This window comes from Dactylosporangium sp. NPDC048998, assembly GCF_043197855.1.
Classification (GTDB): domain Bacteria; phylum Actinomycetota; class Actinomycetes; order Mycobacteriales; family Micromonosporaceae; genus Dactylosporangium.
The window spans coordinates 161990-179152 of record NZ_JBICTV010000016.1 but is presented as its reverse complement, the minus strand read 5'-3'; the positions used below and the strand labels follow the sequence as shown (position 1 = coordinate 179152).

The 17163-nt window shown below is 69.2% G+C and carries 11 protein-coding genes and 3 pseudogenes; 6 read left to right on the top strand and 8 right to left on the bottom strand.

The window, feature by feature from the left end:
• The coding region (locus tag ACGFI8_RS30295) for an LCP family protein (protein WP_392810094.1) at positions 1-523 on the bottom strand (523 nt) is incomplete at its 3' end.
• Between the two features lie 197 nt (positions 524-720).
• Between ACGFI8_RS30295 and ACGFI8_RS30290 the strand changes: the two genes are divergently transcribed.
• The 3 genes from ACGFI8_RS30290 (at position 721) to ACGFI8_RS30280 (ending at position 5575) form a co-directional block, all read left to right on the top strand.
• Entirely contained in the window at positions 721-1071 is a 351-nt protein-coding gene (locus tag ACGFI8_RS30290; RefSeq protein ID WP_392810092.1) for an ArsR/SmtB family transcription factor, read from the top strand.
• A complete protein-coding gene (gene mgtA, locus ACGFI8_RS30285) occupies positions 1055-3766 on the top strand; it encodes a magnesium-translocating P-type ATPase (protein WP_392810091.1) in 2712 nt (903 codons plus the stop codon). The genes ACGFI8_RS30290 and mgtA overlap by 17 nt, the downstream gene beginning before the upstream one ends.
• Before the next feature lie 567 nt (positions 3767-4333).
• Positions 4334-5575, top strand: coding sequence for an undecaprenyl-diphosphate phosphatase (locus tag ACGFI8_RS30280; protein ID WP_392810090.1), 1242 nt, complete (start codon positions 4334-4336; stop codon positions 5573-5575).
• Between the two features lie 276 nt (positions 5576-5851).
• Here the strand turns inward: ACGFI8_RS30280 and ACGFI8_RS30275 are convergent, their stop codons facing one another.
• Positions 5852-7339 (bottom strand): MFS transporter, encoded by a 1488-nt coding sequence (locus tag ACGFI8_RS30275; RefSeq protein ID WP_392810087.1) that lies wholly within the window; start codon positions 7337-7339, stop codon positions 5852-5854.
• A 138-nt stretch (positions 7340-7477) separates the two neighbouring features.
• On the opposite strand from ACGFI8_RS30275, the gene ACGFI8_RS30270 reads away from it, so the two are divergent.
• The gene (locus ACGFI8_RS30270; RefSeq protein ID WP_392810085.1) at positions 7478-8080 is read left to right on the top strand and encodes a TetR-like C-terminal domain-containing protein; all 603 of its coding nucleotides are present in this window, start codon (positions 7478-7480) and stop codon (positions 8078-8080) included.
• A 70-nt stretch (positions 8081-8150) separates the two neighbouring features.
• Here ACGFI8_RS30270 and ACGFI8_RS30265 read toward each other — a convergent pair whose 3' ends face one another.
• From ACGFI8_RS30265 to ACGFI8_RS30245, 5 genes are all read right to left on the bottom strand, one after another.
• The gene (locus ACGFI8_RS30265; protein WP_392810083.1) at positions 8151-8360 is read right to left on the bottom strand and encodes a hypothetical protein; all 210 of its coding nucleotides are present in this window, start codon (positions 8358-8360) and stop codon (positions 8151-8153) included.
• A complete protein-coding gene (locus tag ACGFI8_RS30260; RefSeq protein WP_392810081.1) occupies positions 8291-8791 on the bottom strand; it encodes an FAD-dependent monooxygenase in 501 nt (166 codons plus the stop codon). Before ACGFI8_RS30260 ends, ACGFI8_RS30265 begins: the two co-directional genes overlap by 70 nt.
• A gap of 123 nt (positions 8792-8914) precedes the next feature.
• Positions 8915-9118 carry a hypothetical protein gene (locus tag ACGFI8_RS30255; RefSeq protein ID WP_392810078.1) on the bottom strand — a complete coding sequence of 68 codons (204 nt, stop codon included), beginning with the start codon at positions 9116-9118 and terminating at the stop codon, positions 8915-8917.
• A gap of 398 nt (positions 9119-9516) precedes the next feature.
• Positions 9517-10350 (bottom strand): hypothetical protein, encoded by an 834-nt coding sequence (locus ACGFI8_RS30250; protein ID WP_392810076.1) that lies wholly within the window; start codon positions 10348-10350, stop codon positions 9517-9519.
• Between the two features lie 126 nt (positions 10351-10476).
• Positions 10477-15306 (bottom strand): Hsp70 family protein, encoded by a 4830-nt coding sequence (locus tag ACGFI8_RS30245; protein ID WP_392810074.1) that lies wholly within the window; start codon positions 15304-15306, stop codon positions 10477-10479.
• Positions 15307-15541: 235 nt separating this feature from the next.
• On the opposite strand from ACGFI8_RS30245, the pseudogene ACGFI8_RS30240 reads away from it, so the two are divergent.
• A pseudogene (locus ACGFI8_RS30240) lies at positions 15542-15949 on the top strand (transposase); the annotation flags it as partial.
• Positions 15950-16075: 126 nt separating this feature from the next.
• On the opposite strand, the pseudogene ACGFI8_RS30235 reads toward ACGFI8_RS30240, so the two are convergent.
• A pseudogene (locus ACGFI8_RS30235) lies at positions 16076-16387 on the bottom strand (transposase); the annotation flags it as partial.
• Positions 16388-16578: 191 nt separating this feature from the next.
• On the opposite strand from ACGFI8_RS30235, the pseudogene ACGFI8_RS30230 reads away from it, so the two are divergent.
• Positions 16579-17145, top strand: a pseudogene (locus ACGFI8_RS30230) (hypothetical protein); the annotation flags it as partial.
• Between the last annotated feature and the right edge of the window lie 18 nt (positions 17146-17163).

The window sequence follows — 17163 nt, the reverse complement described above, 5'->3', positions numbered from 1 at the left end:
CGCTGAAGCCGTCGAAGTTGACGATCGCGGCGCCGTTGAACTTCAGGCCGCCGGCCAGGTTGCTGACGGTCTCGGCGAGCAGCGCCAGGCCGTTGTCGCGCCCGCCGCCGTTCTGGTACCCGAACTGGAACGCGGCGTTGATCTTGTCGGTGCCGCCCTTGTACTTGGTGCTCGGGCTCGCCGGGATCTTCACCCGCGTGTCACGGGGGATCGACATCAGATACACCGCGTCGTGTGACGCCGGTATGTGCGCGATGATGATCGAGTCGGCGCGCGCGCCCATCGCCTCGTTGCCGATGCGCTCGTCGATGCCGGCGAGCAGCAGGTTGATCGGCCCGTCGATGGTCGCGCCGGCCGCCGCCGCGTCACCGAGGCCGCCCTCATGAGTGATCTGGTCGCTGTAGTGATTCAGCAACAGATTGCCACCAACGAGCGCGCCGCCACTGACGAGCAGCAGTAACGCTCCGAAAATCAGGGACAACCGCGCCCACAACGGGTCTTTCTTCCCACGCTTCTTCGCCATACCACTCCCCGACACCGACCGTCCCTCGGCGCGCCACAGTATCCGACCCTTGCGCAATCATGCAAGTATATGGACCAGCCGTCCGGTTCGGACCGGACGGCACATTTGCGAAAGTGTGCAACTACGGATCGGTGTCACCGCAGCGGCGGCCGGGGCCGTAGCCTGTACGGACCTGTGAGTTGACCGGGAGGTCGGTGATGTCGAACCCGCGCGGACGGTCCGAGGACGTCTCGGCGGAGGTGCTGCAGTCGGCGGCGGCGACGTTCGGCATCCTTGCGGCAACGGTGCGGCTCCACATCGTCTGGCTGTTAGCCGCGGGTGAACGCGACGTCAGCACACTCGCCGACGAGGTCGGGGCGACGGTACAGGTGGTCAGCCAGCATCTGGCCAAGCTCCGCCTGGCGGGGCTGGTCCAGGCCCGGCGGGAGGGTCGCCGGCAGTTGTACCTGATCAACGATCCCCACCTGGTGACGGTCGTCCGGGAGATGGTCGCGCATCTGCACGGCCCGTCGGTGCACCGCGGAGCGAAGCGTGGCCTCGGCGGCTGACCCGCTGACCCCTGCCGAGGCGATGGCCGGCCCGGCGGACCCACCCGGCCTGGCCCGCCTCGACCCGCGGTTCGCCCGGCTCCGGCGGTTCGCCGGGATGGCGCCGTTGCAGGCCCTGCGCGAGCTCGACTCGTCGCTGCACGGCCTGGACGAGCAGGAGGCCCAGGAACGCCTCGCCCGCGACGGCGACAACGCGCTGCCGGCGACGCCGGCCCGCGGCCCGCTGGCACACCTGATGCGGGCCGTGCTCGACCCGTTCGTGGTGGTCCTGGTGTTGCTGGGCGTCGTGTCGGCACTGACCGGCGACGTCCCCGGGATCGCGCTGATCGGTGCCCTGGCGGCGATCAGCTGCGCGCTGCGGGTCGCCCAGGAGTATGGCGCGGATCGCGCCGCGGCTGCCCTGCGGGGCATGGCGGCCACGACGGCGACCGTGCTGCGGCGGGCCCGCCCCGGCGCGGCGGCGATCGCCCGGGAGGTGCCGACCGACCAGCTGGTTCCGGGCGACGTGGTCCGGTTGGCGGGCGGCGACGTCGTGCCGGCCGACCTGCTGCTGCTGCGTTGCGACGGTCTGGCGGTCAGCCAGGCGTTGCTCACCGGAGAGTCGCTTCCGGTGACCAAACACGCCACGCTGACCGCATCCGCCCGCGCCGTGGACGACTCCGGCGCCGGCGTCACCCTGCTCGACCATCCCCGGCTGTGCCTGCTCGGCGCGACGGTGGTCGGCGGCAGCGCGACCGCGATGGTCGTCGCCACGGGCGCAGGCACCTACTTCGGCATGAGCAACCAAGACCTGCCAGGCCGGCGCGGGCGGAGCACGTTTGAACGCAGCGTAACGGGGGTCTCCGTCACCCTCATCCGATTGATGCTGGCCACCGTTGTGGCGGTGCTGGCCGTCACCGCGTTCTCGCGCGACACCTGGCTGCAGGCGTCCCTGTTCGCGGTCGCCTGCGCGGTCGGGCTCGTGCCGGAGATGCTGCCCGTGGTCGTCACGACCGTGCTAGCCCGCGCGCAGTCCGCGCTGCGCGACGGCGGCATCGTGGTCAAGCGGCTGCCGGCGGTCCACAACCTGGGCGCGATGGACGTGCTGTGCGTCGACAAGACCGGCACCCTCACCGTCGACCGCCTCGCCGTGGCGTGCCACCTCGACCCACTCGGCCGGCCCGACGCCGAACCGCTGCGCCTCGCCCACCTCAACGCCTGCTTCGGACTCCAGCACGCGGACACCCCCATCGCCGACGCGATCGACGAGGCGCTGATCGAGCACGCCCCCCAGTACGGCGACGCGGCGGACGCATACACCGCCCAGCAGGTGCTGGGCTTCGACGGCACCCGTCGCCGCGCCACCGTCGTGCTGCGCCCGGCCGGGCAGTGGGATCGGGAACTGCTCATCACCAAGGGAGCCGCCGAGCACGTGCTCGCCTGCTGTACCCATGCCCGCATCGACGGCCGGGACGTGGCCCTCGACGCCACGCACCTGCAGCGGCTGCACGCGCTCGCCGACCGGCTCCACACCGACGGCGTCCGCGCCCTGGCGGTCGCGGTCAAGACCCGCAGGGCCACCGGCCGGCCGCTGCGGCCCGCCGACGAGACCGCACTGACCCTGATCGGCTACGTCGGGCTGCTCGACGAGGCCAAACCCAGCGCCGCGACGGCATTCTCCACGCTGGCCGAGCACGGTGTCCGGATCAAGGTGCTCACCGGCGACCACCCCCTGGTCGCGGCACGCATCTGCCAGGACGCCGGCCTCGACCCGGGCGTTCCCGTCTGCGGACACGAGATCGACGGGCTGGACGAGCCGGCGCTGGCGGTACTCGCCCGGCGGACGACCCTGTTCGCACGGGTCGACGCGCGGCAGAAGGCCCGCATCGTGGGTGCGTTGCGCCAGGCCGGGCACACCGTCGGATACGTCGGCGACGGCGTCAACGACGCGCCCGCCCTGCACGCCGCCGACGTCGGCGCGAGCGTGGAGAGCGCCGTGGACATCGCGCGGCAATCCAGCGAGGTTCTGCTGACGGGCAAGGACCTGACGGCTTTGACCGATGCGGTGGCGGCGGGCCGGCACGCCTTCGCCAACATCGTCAAGTACGTGAAGATCACTGTCTCGTCCAACGTCGGCAACGTCTGCTCCGTGCTCGCCGCCAGCGCCACCCTCCCGTTCCTGCCGATGCTGCCCCTGCAGATCCTGCTGCAGAACCTGCTGTTCGACCTGTCCCAACTGTCCCTGGCCTTCGATCACACCGACCCGGCGGCGCGGCAGCGGCCGCGCACCTTCGACACCTGGGACCTGAGCCGCTTCGTCCTGTGCTTCGGCGCGATCAACAGCCTGGCCGATCTGGCCACGTTCGCCGTGCTGCGCCACATCGTGGGCGCCCACGTCAGCCCCACCGGCCAGGCGCTGTTCCACACCGCCTGGTTCGTGGAGAACCTGCTCACCCAGATCCTTGCTGTACACCTGCTCCGCGGCCGCGGCGGCAAGTCCGGCTGGTCGTGGGCGGCGCGACCGGTCATGGTCACCAGCGTCGCGGTGATCGTGCTCAGCCTCGGCGTCGCCGCTACTCCGCTGGGCGCGGCCGTGGGCCTGCACCCGCCGCCGGCCGTCTACTACCTTTGGCTGGCCGGCATCCTCACCGTCTACGCGTTCACCCTCGTGGCTGCCAAGCGCCTGTACCAGCGGGTGTTCCGGACCTGGCTGTAGAACCGCCCTGAACTTCGCCGAAGGCGCCGACCGGCGCGTGAATTCTTCCACGTGGACACCAGGGGGTTCATTATCGTGGCGCGCCGATCCCAAACGCCGCGGCGCAGGTCAGCAGCACAATCACCGCGGCGCCGAGGATCCACCACAGCAGCGCGGACGGCCGCTGGTCGGGAGGTATGGGATTCGGAGAATTCATCGGGGTGCAGTCCCTTCTCTGGACGGTGGGGCAGTCGTCCCTACTGCGGGCCACCGCCGACCATCCCATCACAGTTGCTGGATTGCGCAAGTATAAGATTGTGTTGGGGAGCCGGTTCGGACGAGGTCCGGCCCGGCTCCGGTGGCACCCGCCACCCCCGACAGAAAGGAGTGGCGTGGTTGCCGTGTTCAACCCGGCCGCGCCGGACAGCGCACCTTCGCCGGCGCAGGTACCCCCGCGGGCCCAAGCGGCTCGCAACCGCAAGCTCGGCCCGTGGTTCCGAGGTCTACGGCTCCAAGCTGTGGATCCGGTTCGGCGGGTTCTCCATCCAGCCAGGTGAGTTCGCGAAGCGGCTCTGTCGCATTGAGCGTTTGCGGCGCTTCACGCCGCCGCTGACCGACGCCGCTCGGTTCACGCGCCACGCCCCTGCAATACAACGCACCCAGCCATACAGAGATCACGAATGCGAACCAACCCCATGCCCGGCCCGCCCCCGACCGCTGGGCCCACGTCGCCAAGCCCGCGGCGACGACCGCTGGCGAGCTTCGCTTCCCGTCCACCCAGCCCGCGACCACACCGGCCCTGACGCCTGGAAGGCCACCGACATGACCTACCTACAAGCCATTCTCATCGGCGCGCTGCAAGGCGTCACCGAACTGTTCCCGGTCTCCAGCCTGGGCCACAGCATTCTCATCCCCGCCCTGCTCGGCGGAGCGTGGGCACACAACCTGGACATGTCGGCCCCGGACTCTCCCTACCTGACGTTCCTCGTAGCTGTACACGTAGCCACCGCGATCGCATTGGTAATCTTCTTCCGCCGCGACTGGACCCGCATCGTCATCGGCCTGTTCACATCCATCCGCAGCCGAAGCATCACCACCACCGACCAGCGCCTCGCATGGTTGCTCATCATCGCCACCATCCCGGTGGGCCTGGCAGGCATCGCCCTCGAACACACCTTCCGCACCACGCTGGGCAAACCGGTACCCGCCGCACTGTTCCTCACGCTCAACGGTCTGGTGCTGTTCATCGTGGAAAAACTGCGTGCCCGCCGCGGCCAGGCCAGCACCACGCCCACGCCCCGACCGATCCCGGTCGGCCCGCCCGCGCACCACGGCCAGACCGGGCGCAGCCAGGTCTACACCGCCAGCGGCTACACCGGCGCCGAGGCAGGCGTGTCCGCCCACGGCGGCGACGCCCAAGCGGCACTCGAATCCGACCAGCGACTCTCACGCCTGGGCTGGGGCGAGGCCACCGCGATCGGCGCCGCACAGATCCTCGCCCTGTTCCCCGGCATCAGCCGCTCGGGTTCCACCATGGCCGCCGGCCTGATCCGCGGCCTATCCCATGAAGACACCGCCCGATTCGCCTTCCTCCTCGCAACCCCCGTCATCACCGCCGCCGGCCTCCTCAAACTCCCCGAACTCGCCAGCCCCACCGGCCACGCCATCCTCGGCCAGGTCCTGGCAGGAAGCGTCGTCGCCGGCATCGCCGCGTACCTGTCACTGCGGTTCCTGACCCGCTACTTCGAAACCCGCACACTGACCCCGTTCGCCATCTACTGCGTCGCCGCCGGCATAGCCAGCCTCGGCTGGCTGACCCTCACCACCTGAACTCTCGCTGCGCGAGCGCTGCCGGCCATTCCGCATGACGAACGATGGCCCCTCCCGGATCGCGGCGAGCCCGGCCCTGGTGAGCTGAGCGACGCCGAGCGGCGTGTGGCCGAGCTCGCCGCGCGGGGCCTGACCAACCGGCAGATGGTGCCGCACCTGGGCGGCTACGAACACTTCGAGCGCGCCGGGACGTACATCCACAGTGGAATGAATGTCGGCCGGGCGGTGCGTGACGCGCCACCCGGCCCAACTTTGTGCCGGGTGTCGTTTCGTGGGCTACTTACCGGCCGCGGGCGCCGCGGCCGGTGCGGCGGCAGGCTTGGCCGCCGCCTCCTCCTCCTTCGCCGCAGGCTTGCCCGGCGCGAAGAACGCGAGGATGAGCGCGGCGGCCGCACAGATGCCGGCCGCCAGGAACGCGGCCGTGATGCCGTGGGTGAGCGCGTAGTTGGCCTGCTCCTGCACCGAGGCGCCGGCCGGCTGCCCGGCCACGCCGCGGCTGGCCGAGCCGAGCACGGTGACGAAGATGGCCAGGCCCAGCGTGCCGCCGAGCCACTGCAGGGTCTGCAGCAGGCCGGAGGCGGCGCCGGAGTCCTGCGGCGCGACACCCGACATGATGGTCATGTTCAGCGTCGGGAAGCTGATGCCGACGCCGAGGCCGATCAGGAAGAGCGGCACGAAGATCGCGGCGAAGTAGTTGCTCGTGGTGCTGAGCTGCGTGAGCCAGGCCATGCCGCCGGCGATGCAGATCGCGCCACCGACGAGCAGCGGCCGGGCGCCCAGCTTGGGCAGCAGCTTGGGCACGAGACGTACCGCGGCGAACTGCATCAGCGTCATGGGCAGGAAGGCAAGGCCCGCACGGATCGGGCTGAAGCTCAGCACGCCCTGCTGGAACTGGGTGAGCAGGAACAGCACGCTGAACATGGCCGCCGTGAGCAGCAGCGTCGCCGAGTAGGCCCCGGCACGCGAGGGGTTGGCGAACAGGTGCAGCGGCATGATCGGCTGGCTGACCCGCGTCTCGATGACGAAGAACACCGCGAGCATCACGGCGGCGACGATGAACGCGCCCAGCGCCGTGCGGTCCGACCAGCCGCTGTTGCCGACCTCGATGAACGCGTACACCAGCGAGCCCATGCCGATCGTGGACGTGATCGCGCCCGGGCTGTCGAACCTCGCCGGGTGCGTGTCCGGCTGCTTGACGTAGCGGGGCGTGAGCACCGCCACGGCGATGCCCAGCGGCACGTTGATGAACAGCACCCAGCGCCACGACACCAGGTCGGTGAGCACGCCGCCGACGATGAGGCCGACCGACGCGCCGGCGCCCATGACGGCCGAGAAGACCGCGAACGCGCGGGCGCGGGCCTGGCCCTCGAAGTTGGTGACGATCAGGGCCATGGTGCTGGGCGCGGCCAGTGCGGCACCGACGCCTTGCAGAGCCCGGGCGCCGAGCAGCCACCAGGAGGTGGTCGCGAGGCCGCCGAGCAGCGAGGCGAGCGTGAAGACCAGCACGCCCGCGACGAACACGCTGCGCCGGCCGAGCACGTCGCCCAGCCGCCCGCCGAGCAGGAGCAGGCCGCCGAAGGTGAGCGTGTAGGCGTTGAGCACCCAGGAAAGGTCGGCCGTCGAGAAGCCGAGCGAATTCTTGAGCTGCGGCAGCGCCATGTTGACGATCGTGGAGTCCACGCCGATCAGGAGCATGAAGGACAGGATGATGGCGAGCGTGAGCCCGTTACCCTTGTCGGCCGTTGAGCTGGCTGGCGATGGCATGAGAGTGCGTCTCCCCAACAAACCGGATGGCAATAGTGAACGCAGTCGTCTCTTATTGGCCGAGTATAGGGAACGCCACCGTCTATTGGAAGAGTACGCGCCCGTTCACTATCCTGGGGAGAGAGGCGAGGTGATCCGGTGACATCTGACGTGCAGACCAGGCGTCGCGGCGAGGCCCTGCAGCAGGCCATCTTCGAGGCCGTCTTCGAGCAGCTCGGCAAGGTCGGCTACGGCCGGCTCACCATGGAGGGCGTGGCCGCGGCCGCGCGCACCGGCAAGGCCGCGCTCTACCGACGCTGGCCCGACAAGAACGCCCTGATCGTCGACGCGCTACGGGCGGCCATGCCGTCCACGGCCGACGTGCCCTCGACGGGCGAGCTCCGCGCCGACATCCTCGCGCTGCTCATGCGCATGCGCGACGCGCTCGAGTCGTCCTACGGCGCAACGTTCCAGGTCCTGAAGGCCGAGCCCGGCCCCGGCGCCAGTCTGGTCCACGCGGCGGTGCGCGACCGCGTCTTCGCCCCGTATCGCCGCCTGGTCGGCGACGCCCTGCGCGCCGGCGTGCAGCGCGGCGAGGTCCGCCCCGAGGTGACGGCGACGGAGGAGAGCACGGTCCTGGCGGCGAACGTCGGCCCGGCCATGCTCATCCACCGCCACTTCCTCGAGGGCCCCGACCTACCGGACGACTTCATCATCGCGGTCGTGGACGGCGTCGTGCTGCCGATGCTTCGCGCACGGTGACGGCCCTGCAGCAGCGATTCCCTCCACGATCACGCGAGATCGCGGAGGGACCGTATAGCTCGACCTGGGGTCAAGGGGTGCCGAACCAGGTGGTCAGCGCCGCGCGGAGGCCCTCGTCGTCGCTGCCGTCGGGGTCAGCGAACGCGACGTAACCGTCGGGGCGGACGAGCAGGCGGGCCGCCGCGTAGTCGGACACCGGCTCGGCGCTGATCACGTCGACGCGGTCCGCCCAGGGGGCCGAGCTTGGCGAAATGCCGCCATTGGGCGTGAAATCGAGCAAACACCGCGGCCCTCGCGCAGCATCGAGAAGACCGTCAGGGCGTCCGACAGGGTCGCGTCGGGGATGTGGCGGCCGACCAGCGAGTGGTCCGCGGCGAACGGCATCGGGTAGTGGATGTCGACGCCCGTTGCCAGGCCCAGCATGTGGCGGCTCACGTCCTCCAGCTGCAGCAACCCGCCGAGCAGCTCGCGCAGCGGGCCGACGCGGTCCAGGGGGTGGTACAGGGCGACCTGCGCCTGCGAGAACGTGCACACGCGGCGCCCGACCGGGTGGCGCTCGGTGTGGTAGGAGGCCAGCAATCCCGGCCGGGCACAGCCGTTGACCTCCGCAGCCAGCTTCCACAACGGGTTCACCGCGTCCTGGATGCCGGTGTTCAGGCCCTGCGCGCCCGAGGCGAAGTGGATGCGGGCGGCGTCGCCGGCGAGCAGCACGTGTGGACGCCGGCGCGGCCCGTCAGGCCCGGTAGCGGGCGCGGGGCCACGCCCGTCGCGATGACCAGGCGGTCGTAGGCGATCACGTCGCCGTCGGCGAGCTTCACCGTGCGCGCGGCCGTGTCAAAGCTGGTGCAGCAGCGCGGCCAGCCATGCCCGGTCGGCTGGTTCGAACCGGACCCGCTGCCCGGCGAGCCGGCGGTGCAGCACCGCGAGCTGGTGGTGTAGCGCGAGGATTTCCGGGTCCTTATCCCGGTCACTGTCTGGCAGTAGTCGCAGCAGCGCGAACGCGTTGGTGATGCCCAGGTACGCCAGTCGCAGCAGCATGGGTCGGCATCATCGCGCAGTCATCACCGGCGATGGATAAGGAGGAACAGCAAGATCGGCACGAGGGCCGGAAAGTGGCACCTGACCAGCACGGACGTACTTTTCGGCAGGCGCAGGGGTGGCCTGCTGCGCCGTCCACCGGTCTGACATCCCCTCGGGGCAGGTAAGCCGGGGCGCACCATCGCTCCAGCCACTGACTCCTTCCCGGTCCCCGGAGCCTGCCTCCCCGGCGAGGGGCCCGGGGCCAGCGGCGGGACGCTGCTCCGGCCGAAGGCCACCACCCACCACACGTCACGGTGTCGGGCGCGGTCGCCCGCGTCAACGCCCCCGGTTCCGCCTCATCGCCGCCATCCTCGCTGGCGGCACATATCGTGCCCGCACTTGGTGCCGGCCGAGCGTCACACGTATGCACTGATCGCCGCCGCGGTAAGTCCGCTGGCAAGGTAACCACCGAGAGTATGGAAGTCCACGGCGCCGATGTAGGACTCGTCATGCAGGTCGACCGGGAAGCGATCACCGAGCCGGGACGGCACGGCGACCAGGTCACCGGGGTCGGCGAGGTTGACCCAGCGGCCGACGCCGGCCGGGCGGATGGCGCGACCGTCGACCGGCGCGGGCTGCAGGCTCTCGAAGATCGCATCGGGCAGGCCGAGGGGCGAGCCGAGGGTGACGAACAGTTCGACCTTGCGGTCAGGATGCGCGCATAGGGCCTCGTAGGCGACCACGGTGCCGAGCGAGTGCGCCACGACGATATGGGCACCGCTGGCGTCGAGTGCCTCGATGACCGCGGCGCGGCACTGGTCACGGACGGCGGGCCGGGTCATGTACACGTACACCTCGCGCAAGAGCGCCGACATGGTTCGCCCGAGCGCCTGCGCGGGGCGGCCCCGCCGACGGGCCAGCCAGTCCAACGCCTGCCGGAACGGACGTGTCGCCGGTCCTTGAGCCGCGTCGTCCGGCACGCCGAGTGCGTTCATCCACGCCCAGGCCCATTCGCGTTCCCGCGGCGTGAGCACGTCGAGGTCGGACGGGCCACCCTGGGAGTGCGGGTCGAGCAGGTGGGCATAGTAGGCGGCCGTCAGCCGCGGTGCGGGACTGGCCAGGCCCGCGTTGCGGTACCCCTCGGCGAGTCTCGAGGTCCACCGGTTGGCCAGGGCGATCGATGCGGCCAACGGATCCATCCCCGACTGCCGGTTGCCGATGCCATGAACCGCGATGATCGGTGCCTGCATGCGACGATTCTGGCGCAACGCGTGGCTGGTGCCCACGGCCGATCAGCCGAACTGATTCCAGCTGTGGATGTGCGCCGGAGTCGTCGCAGCGAAGGCGAGTTCGGTCCGACCGCGACGGGCGCCGGGTCAGCGCGCGCGAACGAGGCGAGAGAGTGTGTCGTACGCGGCCCGGATACGGCCGACGTCACTGCCGCCGAGCGCGTTGTGCAAATCAGTAACCGCATCGACGACCTGCCCCCGAGCGTCATCGGAGAGATCGCCCTTGACGCTGAGAAGACGCTCGGCGGAGCGCTCCAGAGTTTCCGCATCTCTGCGGAGCTCGACCTCTCTGCGAACGCGCCGGTCCTCATCGGCGAAACCCTGCGCTACGCGCTTCATGCGTTCGAGTTCATCCTTCGGCAGCCGCGAATGTCGGGTGATCAGAATCGGCTGCTCCCGTCCAGTGTCCGCATCCTTGGCGGCGACGTGCCCGATGCCGTCAGCATCGATGTCGAACGTGAGCTCGATCTGCACGAATCCGCTCGGCAAGGCGGCCAGGCCGACCAACTCGATGGTCTCGAGGTGCCTGTTGTGTGCGGATTCCTCCCCTTCACCCTGGTAGACATTCACGGTGATGGCACGCTGTCCGTCCACCGAGGTAATGCACGTCACCGTGCGGCTGACCGGGATGGGAGTGTTGCGGCCGACCACCTTCTGAGCGGCGCCACCGTCGACCCTGACGTATAACGGCAGAGCCACGACGTCCGCGATGAAGAACCTCTTGAGCATGCCGGTCCACTTGGCGGCGCCCACCGTGACGGCCTCGTTCCGGTCGGCCGGCGCATACGGTTCCTGGCCCGCGAGATGTTTGATCAACTCCACGACGGCCGCCATGCGGGTGGAGCCACCCGACAGGATCACGCGGTCCAGGGCCGCAGGCCCGACGCCGCTTTCGGCGATCGTTTGCTGGATCTGCAGTTTCAGGCGTTCGAGCAGGTCCAGCGACATCCGTTCGAATTCCGTGCGGGTAACCCGGACCCTCGGATGCCGGAACCCACTGATGGCGTCCGGCAGGGTGACCGAGGTCTCATACGTCGTCGAAAGCTCGATCTTGGCCTTCTCGGCAGCCTCGCGCAACCAGTACCTTGCCGCAGGTTCAGCGAGCAGGTCGATGCCGTGCTGAGCGCGGAAGGCGTCGATCAGGTGCGTGCCGATCCGCTCGTTCCAGGCCTCGCCGCCAAGACCATCGTTGCCGGAGGCGGATCTGACCTCGTGGCCGTCCGTCCGCATGACGATCACAGCGGAGCTCGAGTAGCCGCCGCCGACGTCTACGACCAGCACCGTCTGCTCGCCAACGCCGGGCTCGAGTCCGTATGCCAAAGCGGCGGCAGTGGAATCGCTGATGATTCGCAGTTCCTCGAACCCGGCGATCGCGCCCGCCTCTTGCATCGCGCTGCGCTGCGCTATGTCGAAGTGCGTCGGAACGGTGATGACCCCACCGGTGATCGGCTCACGGAGCTGAGCTTCGGCGTCGCGTTTGAGTTTCATGAGCACCCGCGCGGCGAGTTCCTGTGCGGTGTAAGCGTGGCCGCTGACGTCGAATCGTTGCTTCGTACCGATCGACCGCTTGATGGAATGGACCACCGACTGGGGATCGGTGCGGGCTTGCCGCTCGGCAGCGTGACCGACCAGCAGCTCTCCGCCGTCGCCAAATGCGACGAGCGACGGCGTCGATCGACTCCCCTCCGCGTTCGGAATGACCGTGGCCAGGTCGTCTTGGATGACGCTGACCAAAGTGTTCGTCGTGCCGAAGTCGATGGCCACGGTGCGCGCATTGCGCTGACGCGGCACGGCCTCGTCCGCACGCGACTCGGAGACGAGCTCAAGAGTGCACACCATGCCGTCGGCAATTGCTAGCACCTCGCCGCGCAGGCCAGCCGCAAGCTGGTCGATGGCTCCGGACAACGTAAAGGTTCCAGCGGCTTCCGCCGTCTGCGTCCGCCAGGCACGAATCGTGCCGTCGGCATCGCCGGTGTACAGCAGCGGGACGACACCGGCCGTACCCAGGGCGGCCGCAGATGCGAACCAATGATCGCCCAAAGGCAGATCCAGCGGCTCGCCATCGGCGAGCAGTTCGAGCGCGTCATCCGGGTCATGCCTGCGGCGAAGCTCGAGCAGTGCGGTAGCTGTCCGGAGGCGGCATGTGCCGAGGACGCCGTCGCCAATGGAACCGACCGGCCGGCCGGTGTCGGCATCCCAGATACTCGCCGGCCCGTCGCCGGAGCCGCCGACGATCACCGGGCGATCGCCGAGGCCGCCGATCAGGATCGTGTCCAACGGGCCTGGAACGTCCAGGTCGGGCAGTATCGGATCGCCGGTGTCAATCGCCCAGAGCCGCAGCGTCCGCGTGTCCGTCGCCGCACACAACACTCGGCGCCCCCGGATCTCGCCGGCCGCCAGCGCCGTGATGCGGGTCGGTTGGGCACCGACGAGCACGAGCCGCTGACGGCCGTCGGCGGCGGACCGGACCTCGACCGTGCCATCCGCGCGCCCCAACAGTGCCAGCTCTCCACCGAAGGCAAGGGCGCCGCATGTGTACGCTCCCTCGGCCATCCACCGCGGCCGCCAGGGTGCGTCGGACGGCCAGAGCGTCCGCTTTAGCGACCGCCGCAGCGGCTCACCGCCTGGCCTTAGCGCAAGCAACGACAGCAGGTGGCGCCGGTGGACCGGGTCGTCCTGAGCAGGCTTGGCTGCTGCCTCGACGAATGCTTGGACCACCTTCCGCTCGGTGCCTCGCACGTCGTCCAGCCGGCGCCTTACGGTGTCAAGGTCGCAACGCAGCAAGAACTCGGCGTCGGTGAGCAGCTGTTCCAACCGTCCGGCGTCGGCCGCGTGGTCAACGACGTACTGCCGGACGTACTGCTCGGCAAGGTCCCAGCGGGGGCGGCCGGCGGTCGGCGTTACGGAAGCGAGGAGGCCGTCGAGCACCTCCCTGGCACCGAGCTCCTTCCGTAGATGATCCGCGAGGCCCTGATGAAAGAGGCGGTAGCGGGTCATGCCGTCACCGCCCGGGCGGTGACGAAGATAGAAGCGGATCTCCTCAATCGCGGCCAGGGCGTCGACTGGACTGGCAGCTCGAGCGACATAGCGGATGATTTCAGCCGGCATGCCGTCGCCATGACCGTGAGCAAGCGCCCTCAAAATCGGTCGAAGCAGCGGATTGCCGCTCCTCGACTCCAGGTCGAGGTCGAGGAGGTCCGGCAGCGTGTGCGGCACGGACCGGCCCACCGCGAACGCCTCCTGGTCCGACAGGCCGTCCGGGTAGGCGTTGAGCAGGTGATATGCAAACAGACCCGCGGCCAGAAAAGCACCCAGCTCACGACGCTCGTTTGTTCCTGTCAGGGTCTCGGCGACGGCCCGCGCGACCGTATGTGTCGCACCGACCCGCTCAAGGGAATCCCACTTCGGGTCCGTTGTGAGCAACCGCGAGACATACTGCGCAACGTCGCCGCGGAGCCTCTCGGTCGGAACGGCGTCAAGGTCGACTAGGCCGCCCTGCCGCTCAGCCAGGTGACGCAAGCGGCCGAACTCAGCCCAGGGCCGCACCCCCACCAGCAGCCGAACCGGTTCGCCGTCCGGATGCCTCCCTTGGGCCATCGGAAGCAGCAACTGCTCCATGATTTCGGATCCATCGATCGCCTCATCGAGCGCATCCACGATGACGACAGGGTGAGGAATTGCGTCAATTACCGCAGCGATCAGCTCGGCCGCCGTGAGGGATTCCGGGTCGACCGCGGAGCCGGGTTTCGGGACCTTGAAACCCAACTGCCGCGCAATCGAATCGATGACCTGCTGGGTGGTGCGCTGCCGAGCGTGCACGGCCGCCAAGTGACGATTGACGTACGGCTGCTGCGCAACCCGGTCCCAGATGTTCCTCGTGAACTCGCGTAGCCCCGGATGCGCGGCACAGACCAACACGCCGATCAGCGCACTTTTGCCGACGCCGGGGCTGCCGGTGACGACCCTGACACCAAGGCTGCCCTGCAGGTTCACCCAAGGCGACAGATCACGTAACTCTTCGGCACGACCACTGAACGACCCGCCGCGCTGGGCGAAATCGACGCCGTGACCCGCCGCGCGGGCTATGAAATGCGCCGGGTCCAGAGCCTCGTCAAGATCGTCGAAGAACGGTACGACTCCCGCGTCGAGCACCGAGCGGATGTGTTGTCGCGGATCGGGCGAGAACCGGGCGTTGACAAAGAACGGCAGGTCAGAGAGCTCGCTGCTGATGTCGACGAGGCTCGCGGTCACCCGCTGCGGAAGTCCGTCGTCAGCGCGCACGAGTTGTGCGACCTCACGTCGGATTCGCTGCGCAAGCGTGCTGATCGGCGCGTACTGGAGGGAAGGATCGACATCCAGTACCCCGTCGGCCAGTGCCGCGAGCACATTCGTCGTGGCCTGGGTGAAGCGACCATGGTAGGCGGCCTCGTCGGGATCGCAGGCCGCGATCACCCATGCTCGCCGGCCATCACTGTCGATCTGGGTCTCCCACTGATGCCGTGCCTCTTTGCCAGAGTGGCAGAGGTCTATCAGAAACAGCGTGAGAGGTGCGCTCTGCTCTGCGGTGACGCGACGCAGCCAGACCTCGATCTCGGCTCTCCAGTCGGACTGTCCCTCAGCCCCAACCACCTGCAACGCCTTGGCGCCCGTGATCGTGCCGTGGCTGAGCACGTGGACGATCAAGACGTCGTCGCTGCCCAGCTCGTCGAGCAGATCATGCACGGCTTGCCCGAGCGAGGCCGCGGACGGGTCGTCCAACCGGGTGCACTTGTAGCCGAGCCGCGTGAGTGCACCTTCCAGGGCGATCGCACGCTCACCGGCGAAGGGCAGTTGACGCCAGGCGTTCTGCGTCTGGGAGGGAAACGTTCCAATTCCGATGCACAGAGCGCGACGCTGCTGAACGACCTTGTCGAGCACCCAGGTGACGCTATCGCGCGCTGAACTGGACTCATACCGTCCGAATAGGCGAACGCCGTTGTACCGCTTGGTCCGATTGACCGACTACTCGTGATCGGCAGGACCGGGCCTCGGCTAGCCTCGGCCCTTCGTTAGGGGCTGTCCGCATGGTGGATCAATAGAAGGCAGGTGCCTTCTGAGCTGGCAAGATAGGACTTGCTAAGGGTCATATCCATCCCGGGCGGAAGGCACCTGCGTGGTGAAGGCGACCGCAACGCGTCCGAGGATCGTCGTGAGTGCCGATGGGCGTGGCGTGGTCGATCATGCCGGCGCCCGACTCCTCGCGGATGTCGCTGAGGCGACCGGGCTGGCTGGTGCGAGCAGCGATGCCCTCGCGGGGTTGCGGCAGCGGCGCGGTACCCACGATCCAGGCCGGATCGCGGTGGACCTGGCGGTGATGCTCGCCGACGGTGGCGAGGCCATCTCGGACCTGGCCGTGCTGCGCGACCAGGTGCAGCTGTTGGGGCCGGTCGCCTCGGACCCGACGGCGTGGCGACTGCTGTCCGATTTGGACAGTGCCGTGCTCGACAGGCTGCGGCAGGGCCGTGCCGCGGCGCGGGAACTGGCCTGGGCACAGCGAATCGAGGCCCGCGGCGGCCTGCCTTAGACCGCATCTCATTTGGGGTTGTTGCTGGGCAACAGGTTCAGTTTGACGGCGCGGCGGTAGCAGATGACAGCACATGCCAGGCGCAGGAATCCGCGGAAGTGGGAGGCCTTTGCGTTCGTAGCGACGAGCCAGGCGCCGGAACCGGGTGACCCACTCCAAGCAGCGCTCGATCACGTAGCGGTGCCGGCCGAGCCGGGTCGAGGACTCGATGCCCTTGCGGGCGATACGGGCCTTGATCCCGCGCTGAGCGAGGGCTCGCCGGCAGGCCCGGTAGTCGTAGCCCTTGTCGCCATGCAGCTTCGCCGGCCGTTTCCGGGGCCGGCCGATCGGCTGACGCACCGATGTGACGCCGTCGACCACATCCTCCAGAACCTTGTGGTCGTTGACGTTGGCAGCAGAGATATCGGCATGCAACGAAAAGCCCGTTCCGATCACCGACCGCGTGAATCTTGGAGTCGGGCTTACCGCGATCGACCGGGCTCGGCCCTGTCAGGTCCCCCTGTGAGCGCCCGTACGTGCATGGCGTCGATGCTGGCCCGCGACCAGTCGAAGGAGCGGCCCCGACGGAGCGGTCGTCGGCATCGTCGTCACCGAGGGACAGCGACCGGGGTCGGCGGGTCGGCTGCATGCTGCCCCTGCACCGGATCGCGGGGCTCCCGGGTGTTGCGGACGCGCTCGCCGAAAGCCTGCGGTTCGACCCTGCGGCGTACGAGACCCACTGGGAGCCGGCGGTCCGTGGTATCCGGACCGGCGGTACCGGCTGGTATTTCACCGGACGCCACGCCGTGCTGGCCGACCTCACCCGCTGGCTCACGACCAGGGAGCCGGACGCGGAGCTGGGGCCGGCGCCGGTGGGATGTGTCATCACCGGCCCGCCCGGCGCCGGGAAATCGGCCGTGCTCGCCCGGATCGCCACGCTGTCGTCCGAGGCGTTCCGGGCGCAGCATCCCGCCGCCTGGTCCGAAGCGCCGGCAGCGACCGTGCCGCCGGCCGGAGCGGTGCAGCTGGCGGTACATGCAAGGGCTCTGCGCCTGGCGGACGTGTGTGCTGCGGTCGCCGAAGCCGCCGACATCGCCGACCAGCGGCCCGAGAGGCTCATCCCGGCGTTGTGCGAACGGCAGGAGCCGTTCGGGTTGGTGCTCGACGCACTCGACGAGGCCGTCGACGGTGGCCGCGAGATCATCCACGGGCTGCTGCAACCCCTTGCGGCG